Annotated in this window: 19 protein-coding genes and 1 pseudogene; 8 read left to right on the forward strand and 12 right to left on the reverse strand. The window is 64.1% G+C overall.

Annotated elements, in window-relative coordinates:
• Positions 1–65: 65 nt before the first annotated feature.
• A complete protein-coding gene (locus tag BH93_RS23585) occupies positions 66–1,415 on the forward strand; it encodes a lipase family protein (RefSeq protein ID WP_037172881.1) in 1,350 nt (449 codons plus the stop codon).
• A gap of 239 nt (positions 1,416–1,654) precedes the next feature.
• Positions 1,655–2,245, forward strand: coding sequence for a CsbD family protein (locus BH93_RS23590; RefSeq protein ID WP_080730403.1), 591 nt, complete (start codon positions 1,655–1,657; stop codon positions 2,243–2,245).
• A 53-nt stretch (positions 2,246–2,298) separates the two neighbouring features.
• Here BH93_RS23590 and BH93_RS23595 read toward each other — a convergent pair whose 3' ends face one another.
• From BH93_RS23595 to BH93_RS28165, 3 genes are all read right to left on the reverse strand, one after another.
• The gene (locus tag BH93_RS23595; protein WP_032376174.1) at positions 2,299–2,595 is read right to left on the reverse strand and encodes a hypothetical protein; all 297 of its coding nucleotides are present in this window, start codon (positions 2,593–2,595) and stop codon (positions 2,299–2,301) included.
• A gap of 106 nt (positions 2,596–2,701) precedes the next feature.
• Positions 2,702–3,667, reverse strand: a complete 966-nt coding sequence (locus BH93_RS23600; protein WP_371828295.1) for an alpha/beta hydrolase — start codon at positions 3,665–3,667, stop codon at positions 2,702–2,704.
• 177 nt (positions 3,668–3,844) lie between these two features.
• Positions 3,845–3,979, reverse strand: coding sequence for a hypothetical protein (locus tag BH93_RS28165; RefSeq protein ID WP_277950835.1), 135 nt, complete (start codon positions 3,977–3,979; stop codon positions 3,845–3,847).
• A gap of 54 nt (positions 3,980–4,033) precedes the next feature.
• On the opposite strand from BH93_RS28165, the gene BH93_RS23605 reads away from it, so the two are divergent.
• Positions 4,034–4,432 carry a hypothetical protein gene (locus tag BH93_RS23605; protein ID WP_032405505.1) on the forward strand — a complete coding sequence of 133 codons (399 nt, stop codon included), beginning with the start codon at positions 4,034–4,036 and terminating at the stop codon, positions 4,430–4,432.
• Between the two features lie 93 nt (positions 4,433–4,525).
• On the opposite strand, the gene BH93_RS23610 is transcribed toward BH93_RS23605, so the two are convergent.
• The 3 genes from BH93_RS23610 to BH93_RS23620 form a co-directional block, all read right to left on the reverse strand.
• Positions 4,526–5,833 (reverse strand): NAD(P)/FAD-dependent oxidoreductase, encoded by a 1,308-nt coding sequence (locus tag BH93_RS23610; protein WP_037173423.1) that lies wholly within the window; start codon positions 5,831–5,833, stop codon positions 4,526–4,528.
• A gap of 129 nt (positions 5,834–5,962) precedes the next feature.
• Entirely contained in the window at positions 5,963–6,571 is a 609-nt protein-coding gene (locus BH93_RS23615) for a DUF305 domain-containing protein (RefSeq protein WP_037172882.1), read from the reverse strand.
• A gap of 84 nt (positions 6,572–6,655) precedes the next feature.
• Entirely contained in the window at positions 6,656–7,051 is a 396-nt protein-coding gene (locus BH93_RS23620) for a DUF6153 family protein (protein WP_037172884.1), read from the reverse strand.
• 151 nt (positions 7,052–7,202) lie between these two features.
• Here BH93_RS23620 and BH93_RS23625 point away from each other — a divergent pair, with 151 nt between their 5' ends.
• Positions 7,203–8,081, forward strand: coding sequence for a universal stress protein (locus BH93_RS23625; protein ID WP_037173425.1), 879 nt, complete (start codon positions 7,203–7,205; stop codon positions 8,079–8,081).
• A complete protein-coding gene (locus BH93_RS23630; RefSeq protein ID WP_037172885.1) occupies positions 8,078–10,468 on the forward strand; it encodes a phosphoketolase family protein in 2,391 nt (796 codons plus the stop codon). The genes BH93_RS23625 and BH93_RS23630 overlap by 4 nt, the downstream gene beginning before the upstream one ends.
• A gap of 11 nt (positions 10,469–10,479) precedes the next feature.
• Here BH93_RS23630 and BH93_RS23635 read toward each other — a convergent pair whose 3' ends face one another.
• The 5 genes and pseudogenes from BH93_RS23635 to BH93_RS23655 all read right to left on the reverse strand — a co-directional run bounded on the left by BH93_RS23635 (position 10,480) and on the right by BH93_RS23655 (position 14,642).
• A complete protein-coding gene (locus BH93_RS23635; RefSeq protein ID WP_052064982.1) occupies positions 10,480–11,085 on the reverse strand; it encodes a universal stress protein in 606 nt (201 codons plus the stop codon).
• 113 nt (positions 11,086–11,198) lie between these two features.
• Positions 11,199–11,312 (reverse strand): annotated as a pseudogene (locus BH93_RS28320) (universal stress protein); the annotation flags it as partial.
• Complete coding sequence (locus BH93_RS23645) at positions 11,309–12,151, reverse strand: universal stress protein (RefSeq protein ID WP_037172888.1); 843 nt, start codon at positions 12,149–12,151, stop codon at positions 11,309–11,311. The pseudogene BH93_RS28320 and the gene BH93_RS23645, both read right to left, overlap by 4 nt.
• 120 nt (positions 12,152–12,271) lie before the next feature.
• Positions 12,272–13,978, reverse strand: a complete 1,707-nt coding sequence (locus BH93_RS23650) for a sensor histidine kinase (RefSeq protein WP_037172890.1) — start codon at positions 13,976–13,978, stop codon at positions 12,272–12,274.
• Positions 13,971–14,642, reverse strand: coding sequence for a response regulator (locus tag BH93_RS23655; RefSeq protein ID WP_037172892.1), 672 nt, complete (start codon positions 14,640–14,642; stop codon positions 13,971–13,973). Before BH93_RS23655 ends, BH93_RS23650 begins: the two co-directional genes overlap by 8 nt.
• Before the next feature lie 159 nt (positions 14,643–14,801).
• Here BH93_RS23655 and BH93_RS23660 point away from each other — a divergent pair, with 159 nt between their 5' ends.
• From BH93_RS23660 to BH93_RS23670, 3 genes are all read left to right on the forward strand, one after another.
• Complete coding sequence (locus BH93_RS23660; RefSeq protein WP_165712827.1) at positions 14,802–15,773, forward strand: universal stress protein; 972 nt, start codon at positions 14,802–14,804, stop codon at positions 15,771–15,773.
• An 80-nt stretch (positions 15,774–15,853) separates the two neighbouring features.
• Positions 15,854–16,612: an ATP-binding cassette domain-containing protein gene (locus tag BH93_RS23665; RefSeq protein WP_052064984.1), complete on the forward strand. Its 759-nt coding sequence runs from the start codon at positions 15,854–15,856 to the stop codon at positions 16,610–16,612.
• A gap of 396 nt (positions 16,613–17,008) precedes the next feature.
• Positions 17,009–17,521 carry a flavodoxin domain-containing protein gene (locus BH93_RS23670; RefSeq protein WP_037172894.1) on the forward strand — a complete coding sequence of 171 codons (513 nt, stop codon included), beginning with the start codon at positions 17,009–17,011 and terminating at the stop codon, positions 17,519–17,521.
• Between the two features lie 72 nt (positions 17,522–17,593).
• Here BH93_RS23670 and adhP read toward each other — a convergent pair whose 3' ends face one another.
• Positions 17,594–18,604, reverse strand: a complete 1,011-nt coding sequence (gene adhP / locus BH93_RS23675) for an alcohol dehydrogenase AdhP (protein WP_037173432.1) — start codon at positions 18,602–18,604, stop codon at positions 17,594–17,596.
• Positions 18,605–18,745 lie beyond the last annotated feature (141 nt).

The raw sequence follows: 18,745 nt of genomic DNA on the forward strand, positions 1-18,745 counted from the left end.
TACCCAGCGGTAACAACAGGTGATGCGCCTCACAATCGGGGGGTGTACGAGTCGGGGGAGATCGAATGGTTGGTTCAACACTGCGGAGACTGTTGGCAATCGCCTGTGTGGGGGCTGTCGGAATCGTCGCCACACCGACCGCAACGGCGGCACCGGTTCAGGATCCGTTCTTCCGGTACTCCGGCGAGGTTGCGCTCGCAGATCTCGAACCCGGAGCCGTTCTGGCAACTCGGACCGTCCCGTATCACGTGGTGAACGTGCCGACTCCCCTGAAAGCGATCCAGATTCTGTACCGATCGACGGACTCGCAGGGCCGCCCCGCCGCGAACGTCACCTCCGTCCTTCGGCCACCGAACGCGCAACCCGACAAAGTGGTCGCGTATCAATCCGCCTACGACTCACTCAATCCCGACGACAGCCCATCACGCGCCATAGCCGGAAACACACCGCTGCTCGGTCTGACGCCGAGCGGCCGGAACGTCGAAGTCGGCGGTGTGATCGCCTCGGGCGAAGCGGCCATCCTGGCACCTCTGCTCCTGCTCGGATACACCGTCGTCGTTGCCGATACTCAAGGCCCCACAGCGAATTTCGCAGCGGGACCCGAGTACGGGCAGATGACTCTCGACTCGTTGAGGGCCTCCCAGCACGTCGCGGAAACGGGCATCGGCGACAACGCAGAGATCGGGCTGATCGGGTACTCGGGCGGCGCGATCGCGACCAATTGGGCGGCGATCCTCGCCCCCAGCTACGCGCCCGATATCGACGACAACCTGATCGGTGCCGCCCAGGGCGGATTGCTGGTCGATCCGGCCAAGAATCTGCGCTACATCGAGGGAAGTATCGGATGGGCCGGCGTCGCAGGAATGGCCATCATCGGCCTCGGCCGTGCCTACGACATCGACTTCACCCCTTATTACAACGACCGCGGACGCGATCTCTTCGCGCACGTGGACGATGCCTCGATTCTGAACGTACTGTTCCAATATCCGGGCCTGAAGTGGGCGGACGTGGTCATGCCGGAGTACTCCGACCCCAACTCGGTTCCCGAGTTCGTCGATGTGGTCAACAAGATCAACATGGGACAGGCGCCGACTCCCACCATTCCGATGTTCGTGGCGCAGGCCTCGAACGGAATTCTCGAGGGCACCCTTCCCGGGCCGATGGGTACCGGACCCGGTGACGGCGTCATGGTTGCCGGCGACGTCCGCAGCCTGATGAACAAGTACTGCGACGCCGGCCTGTCCATTCGGTACGACGAGTACGACACCATCAGCCACACCGTCGGCGCAGCTCTGTGGCTTCCCGGCGCGTTGGCATGGTTGACGGATCGATTCGCAGATCGACCCGCTCCGAGCAACTGCGGCCGCATCGCTCCGGGTAACTCACTTGCCCCGCAGGTGCATTCGCCCCGCTGACCAACCGCACCGACGTCACCTCGAATTCCCTGAAATCCTTCCGGTGGTGGCGCGACATCTCGACCGTTCGACTGGACACGATGCACAACGCCGGCGGGCTCCTCGATAGTGACCCGAAACACGCCCCGTCGGACGTATGTTTCGGAGCGTCGATTTCGACTCATACCTATCGGCGTCGTCCGCGACGCCCCCAGCTCCGGGTTTGCCGGAGATGACCTACACGAAAGAGGTACGCACCGATGGCCGACTTCATCGACAAGGCTCAGCACAAGGCAGAGGAACTGGCCGGGACTGCGAAGGAGAAGGTCGGCGAGGCCACCGGTGACGACAGCCTCCGCGCCGAGGGTGCAACGGATCAGGCCAAGGCCAACACCCACCAGGCCGCGGACTCCGTGTCCGACGCAGCCGAGAACGTTGCCGACACCGCAGCCGACGCCGCCAAGGAAGCAAAGCACGCAGCCTCCGATGCGGCCGACAAGGCCGCCGACGTGGCAGAGGATGTCAAGAACACCGTCAAGGACAAGGTTCAGAACGTCGACGTCGACGACGTGAAGGAGAAGGCCTCCCAGGTCGCCGATAAGGCAGCCGACAAGGCCTCCGCCGTCGCCGACGACGTGAAGAACACGGTTCGCAACATCGACAGCGACGATGTGGCCCAGGCCGCGAAGGTCGGCACTCCGGTCATCGCCGCCATCGCAGCCGCAGCCGGTGCCGTCGCGTTCGTGCTGATCCGTCGACGCAACCGTCGCCGCAGCGCCGCGCACCTGTTCGTTCCGTCGAAGCGCACCACCCGCAAGCTTGCCAAGAAGGCACGTAAGCACAGCTTCTGAAGGTGATTGCACGAAAGCCCCGCCTCGTCGTTCGAGGCGGGGCTTGTGCGGCTCTAGAGCGGCTTGAGCGCCCGGCTGGGCACCCAATGCGTGACGGTCTCACTGCGATCGCGTGACATCAGCTCGTACGTGACGCGGCCCAGCCAGTCGCCGTCCACGGTGATGGACCATTCGACCAGATCGCCCGGCACCACGCGTCGAACATCGAATCCTTCGGGGTTGAACTTCGACGCGTGGTGTGGCGGTAGTGGGTAGAGAATGTTCAGGTCGATCCATACCTTCAGCGGTGGTCGGAGCAGCTTGAAGGGGCGCACGGCGGACGCCGGTCGAGGTTGCGCGCGCCGTGCCATCGTTCGATCATACGTTCGATTACCCACCTCGATCCACACACCCGGCAAACGAACAACGGCCCCTCGCACACGATGTGCGAGGGGCCGTTGACGTGTTCTACGGAGATCAGATACCGAGCGATCCCGCCAGGAACGGCCAGGACTTGTGCAGGTCGTCCTGCCAGTAGCCCCAGGAGTGGTTACCGACCGGACGGAAGTCGACGGTGGCCGGAATTCCGAGCTGGTCGAGTCGCTTCGCCAGGTTCGACGTGCAGAAGTTGGTGGCCACCTCGATACCGCCGCCGACGATGACCTGGTTGGCGAGGGTCGCCGGGTCGTTGTTCAAGCGCGGGTTCGCGTAGGTGTCGTTCGGAATGCCGGGCAGGCCGCTGCCGGTGCTCATGTAGATCTGCGTGCCGCGGAGCTTCTCTGCGTTGAGCAGTGGGTCGTTCTCGCGCCACACGGGGCCGTCGAGCGGTCCCCACATGTTCTCGACGTTGCCGCCGCCGTACGTCTCGACGACGAGCTTGACGAACTGCTGTCCGATCGGGTCCGAGGTCTGTGCGCAACCGCTGTATGCCGCGACGCCGGTGAACTTGCCGGGGTACTTGATCGCGATGTTGAGGACCGAAGTACCCGTCATCGACAACGCTGCGAGCGACTGGCGACCGTTGGTGTCGAACTGAGCATCGATCAGCGGGGGAAGTTCTTCACCGAGGAAGGTGCTCCACTTGTTGCTGCCGAGCTTCGGATCGTCCTGCAGCCAGTCGGTGTAGTACGACCACTTCCCCTTCTGCGGAGTCACGATCCAGGCGTTCTTGTCGGAGAGGAATGCCTCGGCGTCGGTCTGCGACTGCCACGACGCGGCATCCTCGCCGCCACCTGCACCGTTGAGCAGGTACAGCACCGGACGCGACACGCTCTCGTCGGCAGGCCGCTGCACCGTGACGGGAATGGTGCGGTTCATCGACGCGGAGAACACCTGCAACTGCACCTGGCGGTTGTCGAGAGTGCTCACCGACTCGATGCGGGATCCGTTGCTCGACTGGGTCGTCGAAGCGGGCAGCTCGTCCGCGGACGCGACGGGCGTCATCAGCGCGGTCGGAAGAATCGCCACTGCGAGGGCGACGGCCGTAGCCGAACCGATTCGCCGGAAGCCGTGTCGTCGAGATCGTGGCACGCTGTTTCACCTTTTCGTCGAGTTACACCGGTCGAGTTTCTACATCGGCCGAAGATGAGGTGACGTTACCTCGAGCAACCGACCGGGGAGTCACGGACCGGAGGAATCCGACACCCGATCGTGATGCTCCGGAGTGCCGCTGCGGATTGCGAAAAGACAGGCCACGACGACGATCACCGCCGTCACCACCCCGACCGGGAGCGGTGAATACAGATGTGTTCCCACGAGACGGGTGTCTGTGGTCTATTGGGTGCCCGCCCCGTGAAGGAGTCGATCGAGATGTTTCGTCGCACAGCCGTCATTGCCAGCGTCATTGCAGGTGCCGCCGCCCTCGGAATGGGTACCGCCAACGCCGACGAGTGGCCCACTCCGCCGCCGTATCCGAGCCCGACGGCTCCGCAGGACGTCGCCGGAGTGTTCCTCACGCCTCAGGACCCGGACTACTGGAATCCCTTCGTCAGCGAGAATCGACTGACCTCGCCCTACGGCAACAGCACCCGCATCGTGTGCACCGGATTCCACGGGGTGCTGCTCGAATGCTGGCAGGCCGATTCGAACGGCAACCCGCACAAGCTGATTCAGTTGAACATGGACTACCCGGGTTCGACGGGCCACCTGCTCCCCGGCGGCGGCCCAGGGCACTTCGTCTACCCCGGCTTCATCCCCGGCATCGGCTGACCCGGTCGACGCCAGCAGCAACTGACGTCAGTGTCCACTATTTGCCACCACAACCGGGATTCCGTGTGAGGGTGAAAATAGTGGACGCTCAGGTCAGTTGTACGGCTTGCGCGCCGTTGCCGGGTCGCCGTAGGTGATGGCGCGTTCGCGTCGGGTTCCGGTGGCCAGGGTTGCGGCCCAGTTGATGAGCGTCCCGACGCGATTGCGGTTGCCGGCCAGGAACGCGATGTGGATGACGCCCCACGATACCCAGCCGAGGAATCCCGACATCTTCAGCGGCCCGGCCTGCACCAGTGCGTGTCCGCGCGCGATGTAGGCCGCGGTGCCGAGGTCTCGATACTTGAAATCCGAACGCGCGGAACCGGATACGTCGGCCGCGATCGCCGCGCCCGCAGCCTTACCACCCTGCATCGCCACTTCTGCCACTCCGGCGAGCTTGTTCAGCGACATGATGTCTCCGACGACGAAGACGTTGCGGTGTCCCGGGATCGACAGGTCGGGCTGCACGGCGATGCGTCCCGATCGGTCCTGCTGCACGCCCATCGCGTCGGCAAGTTGCTTCACGAACGGAACAGCTTCCACGCCTGCGGTCCACAGCACTGTGTGCGTGTCGTAGCGAGTGACCGTCTTCGGTTCGGCCTTGGCCGTCACTTCGACGTCGGTGGCCGTGACATCAGTGACGTGAACCACGAGATGGGTTTCCACTCCGACGGTGTCGAGGGTGCGCTGCGCCTTCTTCGTCAACGAGTCGGGAAACGATTCGAGTACGCGGTCGCCGCCGTGAAAGAGGAGCACGCGAGCTTCCGACGGGTGGATCGAATCGAACTCCTTCGCCAACGCCCTGCTGGCGAGTTCCCGTATCTGGCCGGCAAGTTCGACGCCCGTCGGGCCTCCCCCGGCGACGGCGAAGGTGAGCCACGGCCGACGCTCCTCGGCGGTGGGCAGGGATTCGGCCATCTCGAAGGCGGAGATCAACTTTCGGCGAATCGCGAGGGCGTCGTCGAGGGTCTTCATTCCCGGCGCCCATTGCACGTATTCGTCGTGTCCGTGATACGCCTGCTGCATTCCGACGGCGACGACGAGGTATTCGTAGGGCAGCTCGAAGGTCGACCCGTCGAATCGACTGGCCGTCACCACTCCGCCGTCGCCGACGGCGGTAACGGACGTCGCTTCACCCAGTGCCACATACACGTTCTTCTGTTTGCGCAGCAGGTGACGTAGTGGGCTGGCGATCGAGCCCTCGGACACCAGACCGGTGGCGCACTGGTAGAGCAACGGCTGAAAGACGTGCGAGGTACCGCGCTCGAGTACGGTCACATCGACGTCCTCGTTGCGGAGGCGTCGTGCGGCATGAAGTCCGCCGAATCCGCCGCCGAGGACCAAAACCCGTGGACGTGCCATCTGAACGCTCTCCCTCGGACCGAACTGCGGAGATGGATTCTCCGAGTGTTCAGCGTACTCGAGCAAGCCCGTCGCGACGCCGGTGCCGCACCCCCGAGGAGAGGGCGCGGCACTCGTCATCGGTTCGGATCAGCCGAGCAACTGCTGCATCGTGTCGATTTCCTGCTGTTGAGTTGCCACGATCGTGCGAGCCATCTCCTGCGCGTCGGGGTTCGAGCCGTCGGCGATCTCGATGTTCGCCATCTCGATCGCACCGGTGTGGTGGGCGATCATCATCGTCAACCACTGGCGGTCGAACTCCGCACCCGACGCAGCAGTCAACGCATCCATGTCCTGTTGGGACATCATGCCCATGCCCGAACTGTGGTCCATTCCGCTCATCTCACCCATGTCGGACGAGGGTGCGGGCTGGCCCCACTCGGTGAGCCACGCGGTCATTCGATCCATCTCGGGCTGCTGCGCCGCCTCGATCGCCGACGCCAACGTCAAGATGTCGGGATCGTCGGTGCGGCCCTCGACCATCGCGGCCATCTCGACCGCCTGCGCATGATGCGGGTACATCATCTGCGCGAACATCGCATCGGCATCGTTGAACTCCTCGGAAACGTTCGCCGACGCTGATGACGAGGACGAACTCCCCGCCGGCGTCGAATCCGGCGAGCTGTCGCTGCTGCAGCCGGCGATGAGGAATGCGCTCACGGTGGCAACAGCCAGCGCAGCGACCAGTTTTGTACGCATGTGAATCTCCTTGCAAGAGTGGTGAACAACAGGGAATCGATGTCTGTCGATCCGCCGGTGGACGCGCGTCCACCGGGCTCCCCGTCACACTCGCAAGGTCACCGATCGGTCCAACTCCCACAGAGTCCACGGCGGCGCACGCTCCGCGGCGAACTGGGCACGGCCACCGATGCCATCGGTCGTCACCAACATGACGTCGATGGCATTGCCGGCCATGGGTCCCGACAGGGCAGGCCACGACGCCGTGGTTCCCGCGCAGGGATGCATCATCTGATGTGCCGACGGGCAATCGGGCTCAGCGGCCGCTACCTGATCCGCGCTCCCGTGGCGGGACTCCGACGCCATAGCGGGATGCGCCCCGCTCACCGTTGTTGTCGGTGTAACCGAATGCATGAGGAGCACCCCGAAAATCGACACAGCGATCAGCACTGTCGTCATCACGGCACTGCCCCGGCGGCCGTGTCGATCCACTGAGTGCATGCCACCGACGATAGCAATGATACCCCCGGGGGGTAATTTGCGGGACTTCCGCCCGAAGTCGAGGGACTTCCGCCTCTGTCTGCGATGGGTCCGATCCAGCAATGCTCGAGGTGTATCCGCACACGAGAAGTCAATGGACGGGAAATACATCATGAATGCATCGAGCCGGGTCGTCGTCGGAGTCGACGGATCTGCCACATCGCTCGACGCGGTCCGCTGGGCAACACGCGAGGCCGTACGACGCCACGCCCCGCTCGAGTTGGTCACGTCGTCACTGTTCGCACCGGGAACATACGGCGATGCCATCAGCCTCCGTATCGGCGCGTTCGCAGATCCGGATGTCGAGGCCAAGCGGGTGTTGACCGCTGCGGTCGACGTTGCGCACAAGACCGCGGCGGGCAATTCGCTGATTCTCGACACTCGTCTCGAACACGGCTCGGCTGCACGCAATCTCACGCATTTCGATATCGCGCCGGCGCTGATCGTTGTCGGTTCGAGGGGCCTCGGCGAGTTCACCGGCGGCCTGGTCGGGTCGGTCAGTACCGCCGTCGTGTCGCACGCGACATGCCCCGTTGCAGTGATCAAGTCGAACACCGTCAGCGACGGTCCGGTCGTCGTGGGTGTGGATTGCACGTCCAACAGCCAGCCCGCCATCGGTTTCGCTCTGCAGGAAGCGTCGATGCGAGGCGTCGATCTCGTTGCGGTACATGCGTGGAGCGACCTCGAGCTCGGGAGCGTCCTGACGCGTGACGAGGATGGGCCGTGGGCAGATTCGGAACTCGCCGAGAAGACTTCGCTGGCCGAGAGCCTTGCCGGATGGTCGGAGGACTATCCCGACGTCACCATCCGCCGGGTGGTAGTTCAGGACAGACCCGTTCGCGAACTGGTCCGAGCCTCCGAGAACGCGCAGCTGATCGTGGTCGGCAGCCGTGGCCGAGGCGGCTTCGTCTCGATGCTGCTGGGATCGACCTCACGCGCGGTGCTGCATTCGGTCGATGTCCCCGTCGTCGTCGTACCCACGAACCGATGACCGCGTCCACCACCGAGACCACCTACAGCTCCGACGAACTCGACGCCGATCTGCGCTACTGGGCAGCCGCGAACTATCTGACGGTCGCCCAGATCTATCTGCAGGACAACGTGTTGCTGCAGCAACCACTGACAGTGGAACACATCAAACCCCGACTACTCGGGCATTGGGGTACCAGTCCCGGGCTGTCGATGATCTACACGCTGATCAATCGGCTGATCTGCCGAACCGGTTCGGACTGGCTCTACGTCACTGGCCCCGGCCACGGCGGGCCGGCCTTGGTCGCGAACACCTACCTCGAAGGTACGTACAGCGAGATCTATCCGAACATCTCACTGGACAACGACGGCGTACGTCGCCTGTGCCGCCAGTTCTCCACTCCTGGAGGCATTCCGAGCCATGTGAGCGTGCAGACCCCCGGCAGCATCCACGAGGGCGGCGAACTCGGCTATGCCCTGATCCACGCCGCGGGTGCCGCATTCGACAACCCCGATCTGGTGGTCGCCTGTGTCGTCGGCGACGGTGAGGCCGAAACCGGTCCACTGTCGGGTTCCTGGAAGATTCCGGCGTTCCTCAATCCGATCCGTGACGGCGCGGTATTGCCCATCCTGCATCTGAACGACGCGAAGATCTCCGGCCCGACGGTGCTCGGGCGCAGCACCGACCAGTCGATCGCCGACTATCTCGGTGGTCAGGGCTGGGCACCGATCTTCGTCGAGGGCGACGACCCACGAGAGGTGTTCCCGGAGATGGAATTCGCTCTCACTCGCGCCCACGAGACGATCCGCAGAATTCAGCATGCCGCCCGCGCCGGCGAACCGCACCACGGCATCGAGTGGCCCGCAATCGTGCTGCGCACCCCGAAGGGTTGGACCGGACCACACGAGGTCGACGGCAAGCTGATCGAGGGAACCCATTGGGCCCATCAGGTGCCGCTGTCCGGTGTTCGTGAGAATCCGTCGCATCTGGCGCAGCTCGAGAAGTGGCTGCTCTCGTACGATCCCAGATCCCTCTTCGACGACAACGGCACGCCGGCGGCGCACATCCGTGAACTCACTCCTACAGGAGACGCCCGGCTCGGAGCCACCCCACATGCCAATGGCGGTCTCCTGTTGCAGCCCTTGGTCATTCGTGAGCTCGAGCAGTATGCACTCACCGTCGAATCCCCGGGACGCACTTCGCACGAGACGACCACCGTACTCGGAGAGATGATGCGCGACATCTACCTCGACAACGCACAACCGAACGGCGGCGGTAACTTTCGCCTGTTCTGCCCCGACGAGACCGCCAGCAACCGACTCCAGGCCGTGTTCGAGGCGACCGACCGGTGCTGGCAGCTGCCGACAACCGAGTTCGACGACAACCTGGCCCCCGACGGCCGCGTCATGGAGGTCCTCAGCGAACATCTGTGTGAGGGCTGGCTCGAGGCATACCTGCTGTCGGGTCGACACGGATTGTTCGCCAGCTACGAGGCATTCGCGATGGTGAGCGTGTCGATGTTGATCCAACATACCAAGTGGCTGCAGCACGCGAGCTCTCTCCCCTGGCGCGCGCCTGTCGCGTCACTGAACGTGTTGCTCACCAGCACATGCTGGCGCAACGATCACAACGGTTTCAGCCACCAGGGTCCCGGCCTGATCGACGCGGTGATCCCGTTGGCCCCCGAAGTGGTTCGCGTATGGCTTCCGCCGGACTCGAATACGCTGCTCGCCGTCGCCGACCACTGCTTCCGCAGCCGAGGTCACGTCAACGTGTTGGTGGTCGACAAGCAGAGCCATCCCCAGTATCTGACGCTCACCGAGGCTCGCGCGCATGCAGCAGCCGGTGCATCGCGGTGGGATTGGGCCGGTACCGAGAACACCGATACACCAATCGATCCCGAGATCGTGTTGGCGTGCGCCGGCGACGTGCCGACCGAGGAAACCCTCGCGGCCGCGGACCTGCTGCGTACGTGGACACCCGGGCTACGGGTTCGCGTGGTCAACGTCATCGACCTGATGGCACTGCTGCCCGTCGTCGATCATCCGCACGGGTTCTCCGACGAGCAGTTCGTCGATCTGTTCACCGATGCGGTCGATGTCGTCTTCGCGTTTCACGGCTACCCGCGGGCAGTGCACCAGCTGTTGCACGGTCGCCCGAACGCACAGCGATTCCACGTTCGCGGCTTCATCGAACAGGGCACCACGACAACGCCGTTCGACATGGTGGTGCTGAACAAGATCAGCCGGTACCACCTGGCCCTCGAAGCTCTCGATCGCGCGTCGAGCGAACCGGACGGTGGTGCGGAACTTCGACAGTTCTGCCGAGACCAACTGATTCGGCACGACGCCTACATCCGGGAGCATTTCGAGGATCTGCCCGAGATTCGGCAGTGGCGGTGGTCGTGACCGATCGGCAGCTATCCGCGGGCGATGATCAGCGGACAGTCGACGCGGTGAGCCAGTGACCGGACGGTGGAGCCGAGCAAGCGACCGCTGGCTCCACCGTGTCGGCTGCCGCCGATCACGACGGCCTGTGCACGTGGGGAAAGTTCGAGAATGCTCTCGACCACGTTCCCGTGCAACACTGTTCGCTCCACTACCACTTGCGGATATTCTTCGTCCCAGCCCGCGAGACTGTCCGCCAGAACGCCGCGCCCTGTCGAGTCCTCCGTCGTGACGTGCACGGCGACGAGAGTGATTCGGCGAAGTGAGGCCTCCTCGAATGCCGACCGGAGAGCCTGCTGACCACCGGTCGAACCGTCGACGCCCACCACCACCGAGTCCCGTTCCGATTCGGCTGAGACGCTTCTCGGCACGATGACCACCGGGCAGTGGGCCCGCGCAGCAACTGCCGTGCTCACCGAGCCGAGCAGCTCCGCGAAGTAGTCCCCGTTACCGCGCGTCCCCACCACGAGCATCGATGCACCCGAGGACTGATCGACCAGGGTCGCAATGGTGGGACCGCCGACCGCCTCGATGTCGATCGGCAATCTGTCCGGTGCCAGGACCGAGCGTCGCGCCACCAGCGAAGCCCAGGCGAGAGTGGTATCCCGGCGGCCCGCTCCTCGGGACCGAACTGCTGGGGGGCCGCGACCGGTGTGGCGTACAGGCTCCTCACCTGGTAGACCGACACCAATTTTACTCGTACGTTGCGTAATTCGGCAGCACGCGCCGCCCAACCGACCGCATCGAGGGACGAACTGGAGCCGTCTACCCCGACGACGATCGCTGCCGAACCCGCATTGCTCATGCGTGAGGAACGACGAGCACAGGGCACTCGGCGCGGCGGAGGACAGTCGTCAATGCGCTGCCCGGCACGCGATCACGCTCGTGTCCCACCACCAGTAACTGTGCAGTCTCGGACACCGCGACCAATTCCGATCCGGAGTCGGCTTCGGCGTAGACCGACGCCACGCGCACCGAAGGATATTCCGCACCGAAGGGTTCCAACCTGACGTCCATCGCCGACTCCGGATGCAAGTGGTCGACCGGACCGCCGATGGCGCTGGCCAGAATCGACGTCACCGCCTGGGTGTGCACGGCCAACACGCTGGCCCCTCGCATCGCGGCTTCTTGGAAGGCCTGTGCCACAACGACGTCCGTCACCGGCACCTCAGCGTCACCCAGTGCGGCAACGACCGCACCCCGCCACTCGGGGTCGAAGTGACGGACGATCGCCACGGGATGTGCCGAGCATTCGACCACCGTGCGAACCATGGATCCGAGAACCCAAGCAGCAAGAGGGTTCTCGGTGGTGAGACCCAGTACCGTCAGACATGACGATGCCGCTTCGGACAGCATTACCGATTCCGGCTTACCCTGCAGCACGACAGATTCCACACTCACAGTGGCGTCGCTCGTCTTCGCTACGATCGCCGCCTGGTCCAACACGGTGCGGGCATAGTCGCCGTCCACATCGGGCGCACCGAACACCGTTTCGCGCTGCAGATGCGGTTGGATCACATGCACCAATCGCAAGGACGTTCCACGGCCCCTGGCCTCCTGGACTGCGAACCGGACTGCATCGAGCGCCGCCGTCGATCCGTCGATTCCGACCACAACGGGTCCGGTGGTGTGTGCAATGTTCATCGGGTTCCTCTCGGTGGTGCGACTACAGGTTCTGCAGCTTCAGCGAGAACGCTAGGAGCGCACACCCACTCGAGGCAGCGGCCGGAGGTCACCGAAACAGGTGACGAACGGCAACACCCGTCAGGGCAGCGGTACCGACCAGGTCACCTCGGTGCCGCTGCCGGAAGGGCCGGGGCCGATGTTCATCGACCCACCGCACTCGACGGCACGGGCACCGAGGTTGGACAGTCCGCTGGCGGTGGTGTCCTCGGGCATTCCGATCCCGTTGTCCGACACGATGATCTGCATGTCGTCGCCCACCGACAAGGTAACGGTCACAGTGTCGCCCCGAGCGTGATGAACGACGTTGCTGACCGTCTCGCGGACAACCGCGACAGCGTGATCGGCGAGTTTGGAGTCGATGACCGACAGCGGGCCGAACATGCGCACCACGGCGCGGACCGGGACGTTCTCCGTGAGTTCGAGTACCGCCGCGTTGACGCGTTGGCGCAGACGCGTCGCCGAGTGGGACGTACTCTGCAGGTCGAAGATCGTCGTCCGGATGTCCTGCACAGTGTCCTGTAGGTCGTCGATGGTACGAGACAGGCGCTGCCGAACGTCCTCGGACTCGGTGCGTTGCAGCGTGCTCTGCAGCGCCAATCCGGCCGCGAAGATTCGCTGAATCACATGGTCGTGCAGGTCACGGGCGATGCGGTCTCGGTCGGACAAGACCTCGAGTTCGTGCATGCGACGGCTGGCGTCGGCGCGCTGCATCACCAGTGCAGCTTGATTGGCGAAGTTGGAGATCAAATCGAGCTGGGAATCGTCGAACGGTTCTCGACCTTCGGTGCGGAGGACCACAAGCACACCACTGACGCCCTCGGCGACGCCCAACGGTGAAATCAGTGCAGGCCCGAACCCGGTGCCCAGTTCCCTCGCCCGGTATTCCAGTCGTTCCTTCCGCAGTGCTGCGCGACGCCGAAAAGCCACCCCCGAGCTCGAACCCGCGATCGGAATGATCGCCCCGGCGATTGCATCGGCCCTTAGCCCCTCGCTGATCGTGACGACGAGTTGCGTGACCTCCTCGAACGGTTGGTCGGTGTCCTCGGGAACCGCGATGAACGCAGCGTCCGAATCGGTCAGGTGCAATGCCTTTCGCGACACCATCTGCAGCACTTCGTCGATGTCCGTGCCGGCAAGGAGCTCGGTTCCGATGTCCCTGGTTGCTTCCATCCACGCTTGGCGTACACGCGAGTCCTCGTACAGTCGCGAGTTCTCGATCGCGATCGCGGCGGCCGATGCCAGCGCCTGGGTGACCACCTCGTCGTCCTCGGTGAACTGCTTGCCGCCCTTCTTCTCGGTGAGGTACAGATTTCCGAAGATCTCGTCGCGAACCCGAATCGGTACGCCGAGAAAGGTTTTCATCGGCGGGTGATTCGGCGGGAACCCCACCGACGCCGGGTGCGCTGTGAGGTCGTCCAGGCGTATCACTGTCGGCTGCTCGATCAGCAGTCCGAGAACACCACGTCCGGTGGGTAAGGGACCTATGGCGATACGGGTGTCCTCGTCCATGCCGTAATTGATGAAGGCGCTCAGCCCTTTTCCGTAACCCCGGACACCGAGGGCACCGTACCGCGCGTCGACCAGCTTGGCGGCCGATTCCACGATCGACCGCAACGTCACTTCCAGATCGAGACCCGAGGTGATGACGAGCATGGCGTCGAGCAGTCCGTCGGCCTGAGCGCGGGCATCGGCGATCCGCCCGATGCGGGCCTGAACCTCGTTCAGCAGCTCCCCGAGTCGCAGTTGCGGCAAGAACGATCCGGAATCCGGGTGGCGATCAACCATCCTGAGACCACGGGGGCTTCCCGGCTTCCGGCTCGGCCTCGGCAAGTTTCGACGCATACACCGCAGCTTGAGTGCGCCGCTCCATCCCGAGCTTGGCGAGCAGCCGGGACACATAGTTCTTCACCGTCTTCTCCGCCAAGAACATCCGAGCGGCAATCTGCCGGTTGGTCAGGCCCTCACCCAGCAGATCCAGCAAGGTGCGCTCCTGGCTGGTCAAGTGGTCGATCGGTCCGGGGGTCGCCGTCCCGGACCGCAGTTTGTCCATCAACGCCGCGGCCGCGCGATTGTCGAGCAGCGACCGACCGGAACCGACGTCCTTGATCGCTCGGGTGAGTTCCATCCCTGTGATGTCCTTGACGACATAGCCGCTCGCGCCTGCGAGTATCGCGTCGAGCATGGCCTGGTCCTCGGTGAACGAGGTCAACATCATGGTCTTGAGGTCGGGCAGGCGATCGAGCAATTCACGGCAGAGTTCGATGCCGTTGCCGTCGGGCAGTCGGACGTCGAGCACCGCAACGTCCGGCTGCAAGGCCGGGATACGGGCCAGTGCCTGTGCGCAGCTACCTGCCTCACCGATGACCTCGAGATCGGGATCGGAGTCGATGAGGTCGATCAGACCGCGCCGCACGATCTCATGATCGTCCACCAAGAACACCGTCACCACAGCGACACCCCTCACCTGCGTCCAGGATGGGCGCCTCGACTTCCGAGACTACGGGTCTCCGGGGCTTGCGAGGGGATCTTTCGTCACCGACACAGAGGACCAAAGTCCCCGGTGTCAGGGATGTTGTCCTGCGGTGCACAGGCCGGTGGGAGGCGTCTGATGGAACTGTCCGACACCACGACCGAGGAGGTCGCTCCGATGGGTTCACACCCGACTGTCGTCGGAGTCGACGGCTCAGCTGCAGCCTTGGACGCCGTGCGGTGGGCTGTTGCCTACGCCCGATTCCATAGTTCCGATCTGCTTCTCGTATCGGCGATCTCGCTGCCCAGAGCGCTTACCGGCGTGGGCATTCTCCCCGACAGCGTTGTCGAACAGTCGAGATCGGAGATCAGGGAAATCCTGGACGAAGCAGCGGCGCTCGCGGTCCGCGACAGTGCCACACACGGTGCGATCACCGTCGACACCGTGTCGGCCGAGGATTCGGCAGCGACCACCCTGCTCGAACTGTCGAAGAACTCGCGCATGATCGTGGTTGCCACCAGGGGCCTCGGCGGCACCGAGCAGAGATCACTCGGGTCCATCGGCTTTGCCCTCACCACCCATGCTCGGTGCCCGGTCACGGTAGTGCGCGGCTGGTCAGCGGGTAACGTCGATCACGCGACCCTTCCGGTCGTCGTCGGTGTGGATGGAACCGAGGCGAGCGCGGCAGCACTGGCGCTGGCGTTCGAAGAGGCCGATGTTCGGTCGGTACCGCTGACCGCTGTGCACTCTTGGTCCGACGCGGATCTCTCGGTCGGCTATCCGATTCGAGGGTTGGACTGGCCGGCCAATCGGCCCGCCGCCGCAGGCCAGCTGGCGCGGATACTCGAGCCGAACACCCACCGCCATCCATCGGTGTCGGTGCACACCGTGGTAGCCAAGGATCGTCCGGTGCATGCGGTCCTCGATCACGCGCAGGGCGCGCAATTGGTGGTGATGGGCAGCCACGGGCGCGGCGGCTACGGAGAGATGATGCTCGGCTCGACCAGTCGATCGGTCCTGGCGCACGCTCGTTGCCCGGTCGCCGTCGTCCCATCGCCCGCTCGCCGTCTCTCGCGGATCGGCGGGCGCGCCGATCCTGACCCCGGGTGACCGAGCCCCGATGTCGGCAGTCGTCCGCCGGACGGGCACCTTACCTCTGACTTCACCTGGATCACTCGACACCCGAGGACATGATGAAAGCAACGGCAACAACCACATCGGCCGGAAAAATCGAAGTGCGGGCACTGAGCAAGTTCTACGGCGACAAGCTCGTCATCGACGACCTGTCGTTCGTCGTCGAACCCGGCACTGTCACAGGATTTCTGGGCCCCAACGGATCAGGCAAGTCCACCACGATGAGGTTGATCGTCGGCCTGGATCACCCCAGCAGTGGCACTGCATCGATCGGCGGCGTCGAGTATGCGCAGCTGCACCGCCCACTGCTGACGGTCGGCACCCTGTTGGATTCCGAGGCAGTTCACCCGGGCCGGTCGGCATACAAGTATTTGCTGTATCTAGCTCAGACACAACGTATTCCGACGTCACGTATCTACAGCTATCGCGGGCTGGAGAACATGGTCGGCTGCAACATCACTTCGAAGACAGGGATCGACCCTCGGTTCCAGACACCGGCCGTCGGTGACTCCGTCAATCTGCATCCGAAATCACCACCTCTCACGGTGACTCTGGTCGACGAACCGAACAGTTTCGTACTGCTGGGCGCAGAATCCGGCTCGGCCGACCGTGCACTGTGGTCGTTCCATCTACACCCCTTGCCCGGTGGCCGAACCCGACTTATCGAGCGCGGAAGGTACTCGCACGCAGCATCGTTGAAGAGCAGCCTGGTGCTCGGCCGCTACTTCGTCGAACCCGTCGGATTCGTCATGAGCAGAAAGATGCTGCGCACCATTGCAGCGAATGCGGCGCACCGGCGCAACCCCCGGCCGTGATCACTCCGGCGCGCGTACGCCTGTTCGCTCCGACCACCTTCGACTGCCCTCAGGGGCCTTAAGTCCCTGTTCATCGGCGGGGCCACCCGGCAGAGTCATCGTCAGTGACGTTCACGTGCAATCACCGGAAGGATCCCCCGGCATGACACTCCCCCTCACACTCGCTCTCGCTGTCATAGCACTGTGTTTCGCAGTGTTGCGGTCAGGTGTTCGGACTCCCGCCTGGGCGAGAGCGCACTCCATGGCCGGCCCCGACACGTTGGAGGAGCTGTTCGCGGCCCGATACGCACGTGGCGATATCGACGTCGCTCAGTACCGTAAGTCCGTGGATCGTCTGGCCGCACAACTCCATTGCAGAGTGAACGCCGAATCCCGCGAAAGAAAGCAGAAGACATCATGCGCGTGCTGATCGCGACGGCAAGCCGTCATGGTTCCACCCGTGAACTCGGGCAGTGGCTGGGTACGGCGATGACCGCGCGGCTGGCCGACACCGCCACATCCGCGACAGTCGATGTGCGTGACGCCGCCGATGTGGACAGCATCGCCGAGTACGACGCAGTGGTCATCGGCAGCGGCGTCTACATGGGCCGCTGGCTGGGCGACGCCCGATCACTGGTCGCCCGCGAGCAATCCGAGCTCGAGACCAGGCCGGTGTGGTTGTTCTCCAGTGGGCCGATCGGGGACAGCAGCCCGTCCGCGAAAAGTTCCAACGGGAGCAAAGCTCCCTGGGCGATCGAACACAAGGTGTTCGGTGGAAAGCTGGATCGCTCGACGCTGTCACGATTCGAGCGAGCCGTGGTGCGGATGATCAACGCCGGCGACGGGGACGACAGATCCCGCGCCGAGGTCGACGAGTGGGCCGGCACCATCTGCCGAGCACTGACGCCAACTGCGCCGCGGTCCGCCTGACCCGTATCGATGAGCACGCCGATCGCCTGATTCACCTCGCTCGCGCGGTGGTGAATCAGGACGTCGGACGTGCTAGAACTCGAAGACCTGACGTGCGGTGACGCGTCCGGCCATCAGGTCCTCGAAGCAGTCGTTGACCTCGTCGAGTTTGCGCGATACTGCCGACACCGTTGTTCGCCCGGCCTCGTGCAATGCGAATACCTCGCGCAGGTCCTTCCTCGTCCCTACGATCGAACCGAGTACCGAGATCCCGCCGACCACCGTCTCGAAGATCGGGACCGTGAACGCCCCGTGGGCAGGCATCGACACGCACACCAGTCGGCCGCCGCGACGTAGTGATCGAAAGGCTTGATCGAAGACGCTGGGTATGACCGCCAGGACGATGGCGACATCCGCACCACCGAGATCCCGAATGGCTTCGACCGGATCGGTCGTCGAGGAGTTGACGGTGTGGTCTGCGCCGAGTTCTCGGGCGAGTTCGAGCTTCTCGTCCTCGATGTCGACCGCGGTGACGAATCCGCCTGCGATCCTGGCGTACTGCACGGCCAGATGACCGAGGCCACCGACGCCGAAGATGGCAACGCGCTGGGCCGGTGTGACGCCGCCGACCTTGACTGCCTTGTAGGTGGTCACCCCGGCACAGGTCAGTGGAGCAGCGTCGAACGAGGAGATGCCATCGGGAACGCGGACGACATATTTCGCATGCGCCACAGCGTATTCGGCATACGCACCGTCGATCGAGTAGCCACTGTTCTGCTGCTTCTCACACAGCGTCTCCCAACCCGACACGCAGTGATCGCACTCGCCGCACGCCGAACCGAGCCATGCGATGGCGACCCGCTCACCGATTCGGTCTTTGGACACCTGCGATCCGACGGCCTCGATCACTCCGATACCTTCGTGTCCGGGCACGAACGGGAGTGTCGGCTTGGCCGGCCAATCACCCTGCGCAGCATGGATATCGGTGTGACATACGCCGCACGTCTCCATCTTCACCAGCACCTGCTCGGGGGCGGGTTCCGGTATCGGGATGTCCTTGACGACCAGGGGTCCGCCGAACTCTGTGACAACAGCTGCTTTCATCGTGGATTTCCTCCAATTTTCGAAACCGATGCCGTTCTCGACCATCGAGCTATGCACACTGTCGATGGTGGGCGCTGCCGCAACCGGCATGTAGGGCCGGAAGTCACCGCCCGGTCGGGACGTCTCCCGAGATTGCGGGTG

Origin of the sequence: Rhodococcoides fascians A25f, from assembly GCF_000760935.2 — a bacterium.
In the GTDB taxonomy this organism is placed as follows: Bacteria; Actinomycetota; Actinomycetes; order Mycobacteriales; family Mycobacteriaceae; genus Rhodococcoides.

Excerpts from the sequence above, each read along its gene's own strand:
- BH93_RS23585 (WP_037172881.1), top strand. The coding sequence starts at position 66 with ATGGTTGGTTCAACACTGCGGAGACTGTTGGCAATCGCCTGTGTGGGG.
- BH93_RS23590 (WP_080730403.1), top strand. The coding sequence starts at position 1,655 with ATGGCCGACTTCATCGACAAGGCTCAGCACAAGGCAGAGGAACTGGCC.
- BH93_RS23595 (WP_032376174.1), bottom strand. The coding sequence starts at position 2,595 with ATGGCACGGCGCGCGCAACCTCGACCGGCGTCCGCCGTGCGCCCCTTC.
- BH93_RS23600 (WP_371828295.1), bottom strand. The coding sequence starts at position 3,667 with ATGACGCCCGTCGCGTCCGCGGACGAGCTGCCCGCTTCGACGACCCAG.
- BH93_RS23605 (WP_032405505.1), top strand. The coding sequence starts at position 4,034 with ATGTTTCGTCGCACAGCCGTCATTGCCAGCGTCATTGCAGGTGCCGCC.
- BH93_RS23610 (WP_037173423.1), bottom strand. The coding sequence starts at position 5,833 with ATGGCACGTCCACGGGTTTTGGTCCTCGGCGGCGGATTCGGCGGACTT.
- BH93_RS23615 (WP_037172882.1), bottom strand. The coding sequence starts at position 6,571 with ATGCGTACAAAACTGGTCGCTGCGCTGGCTGTTGCCACCGTGAGCGCA.
- BH93_RS23620 (WP_037172884.1), bottom strand. The coding sequence starts at position 7,051 with ATGCACTCAGTGGATCGACACGGCCGCCGGGGCAGTGCCGTGATGACG.
- BH93_RS23625 (WP_037173425.1), top strand. The coding sequence starts at position 7,203 with ATGAATGCATCGAGCCGGGTCGTCGTCGGAGTCGACGGATCTGCCACA.
- BH93_RS23630 (WP_037172885.1), top strand. The coding sequence starts at position 8,078 with ATGACCGCGTCCACCACCGAGACCACCTACAGCTCCGACGAACTCGAC.
- BH93_RS23645 (WP_037172888.1), bottom strand. The coding sequence starts at position 12,151 with ATGAACATTGCACACACCACCGGACCCGTTGTGGTCGGAATCGACGGA.
- BH93_RS23650 (WP_037172890.1), bottom strand. The coding sequence starts at position 13,978 with ATGGTTGATCGCCACCCGGATTCCGGATCGTTCTTGCCGCAACTGCGA.
- BH93_RS23660 (WP_165712827.1), top strand. The coding sequence starts at position 14,802 with ATGGAACTGTCCGACACCACGACCGAGGAGGTCGCTCCGATGGGTTCA.
- BH93_RS23665 (WP_052064984.1), top strand. The coding sequence starts at position 15,854 with ATGATGAAAGCAACGGCAACAACCACATCGGCCGGAAAAATCGAAGTG.
- BH93_RS23670 (WP_037172894.1), top strand. The coding sequence starts at position 17,009 with ATGCGCGTGCTGATCGCGACGGCAAGCCGTCATGGTTCCACCCGTGAA.
- adhP (WP_037173432.1), bottom strand. The coding sequence starts at position 18,604 with ATGAAAGCAGCTGTTGTCACAGAGTTCGGCGGACCCCTGGTCGTCAAG.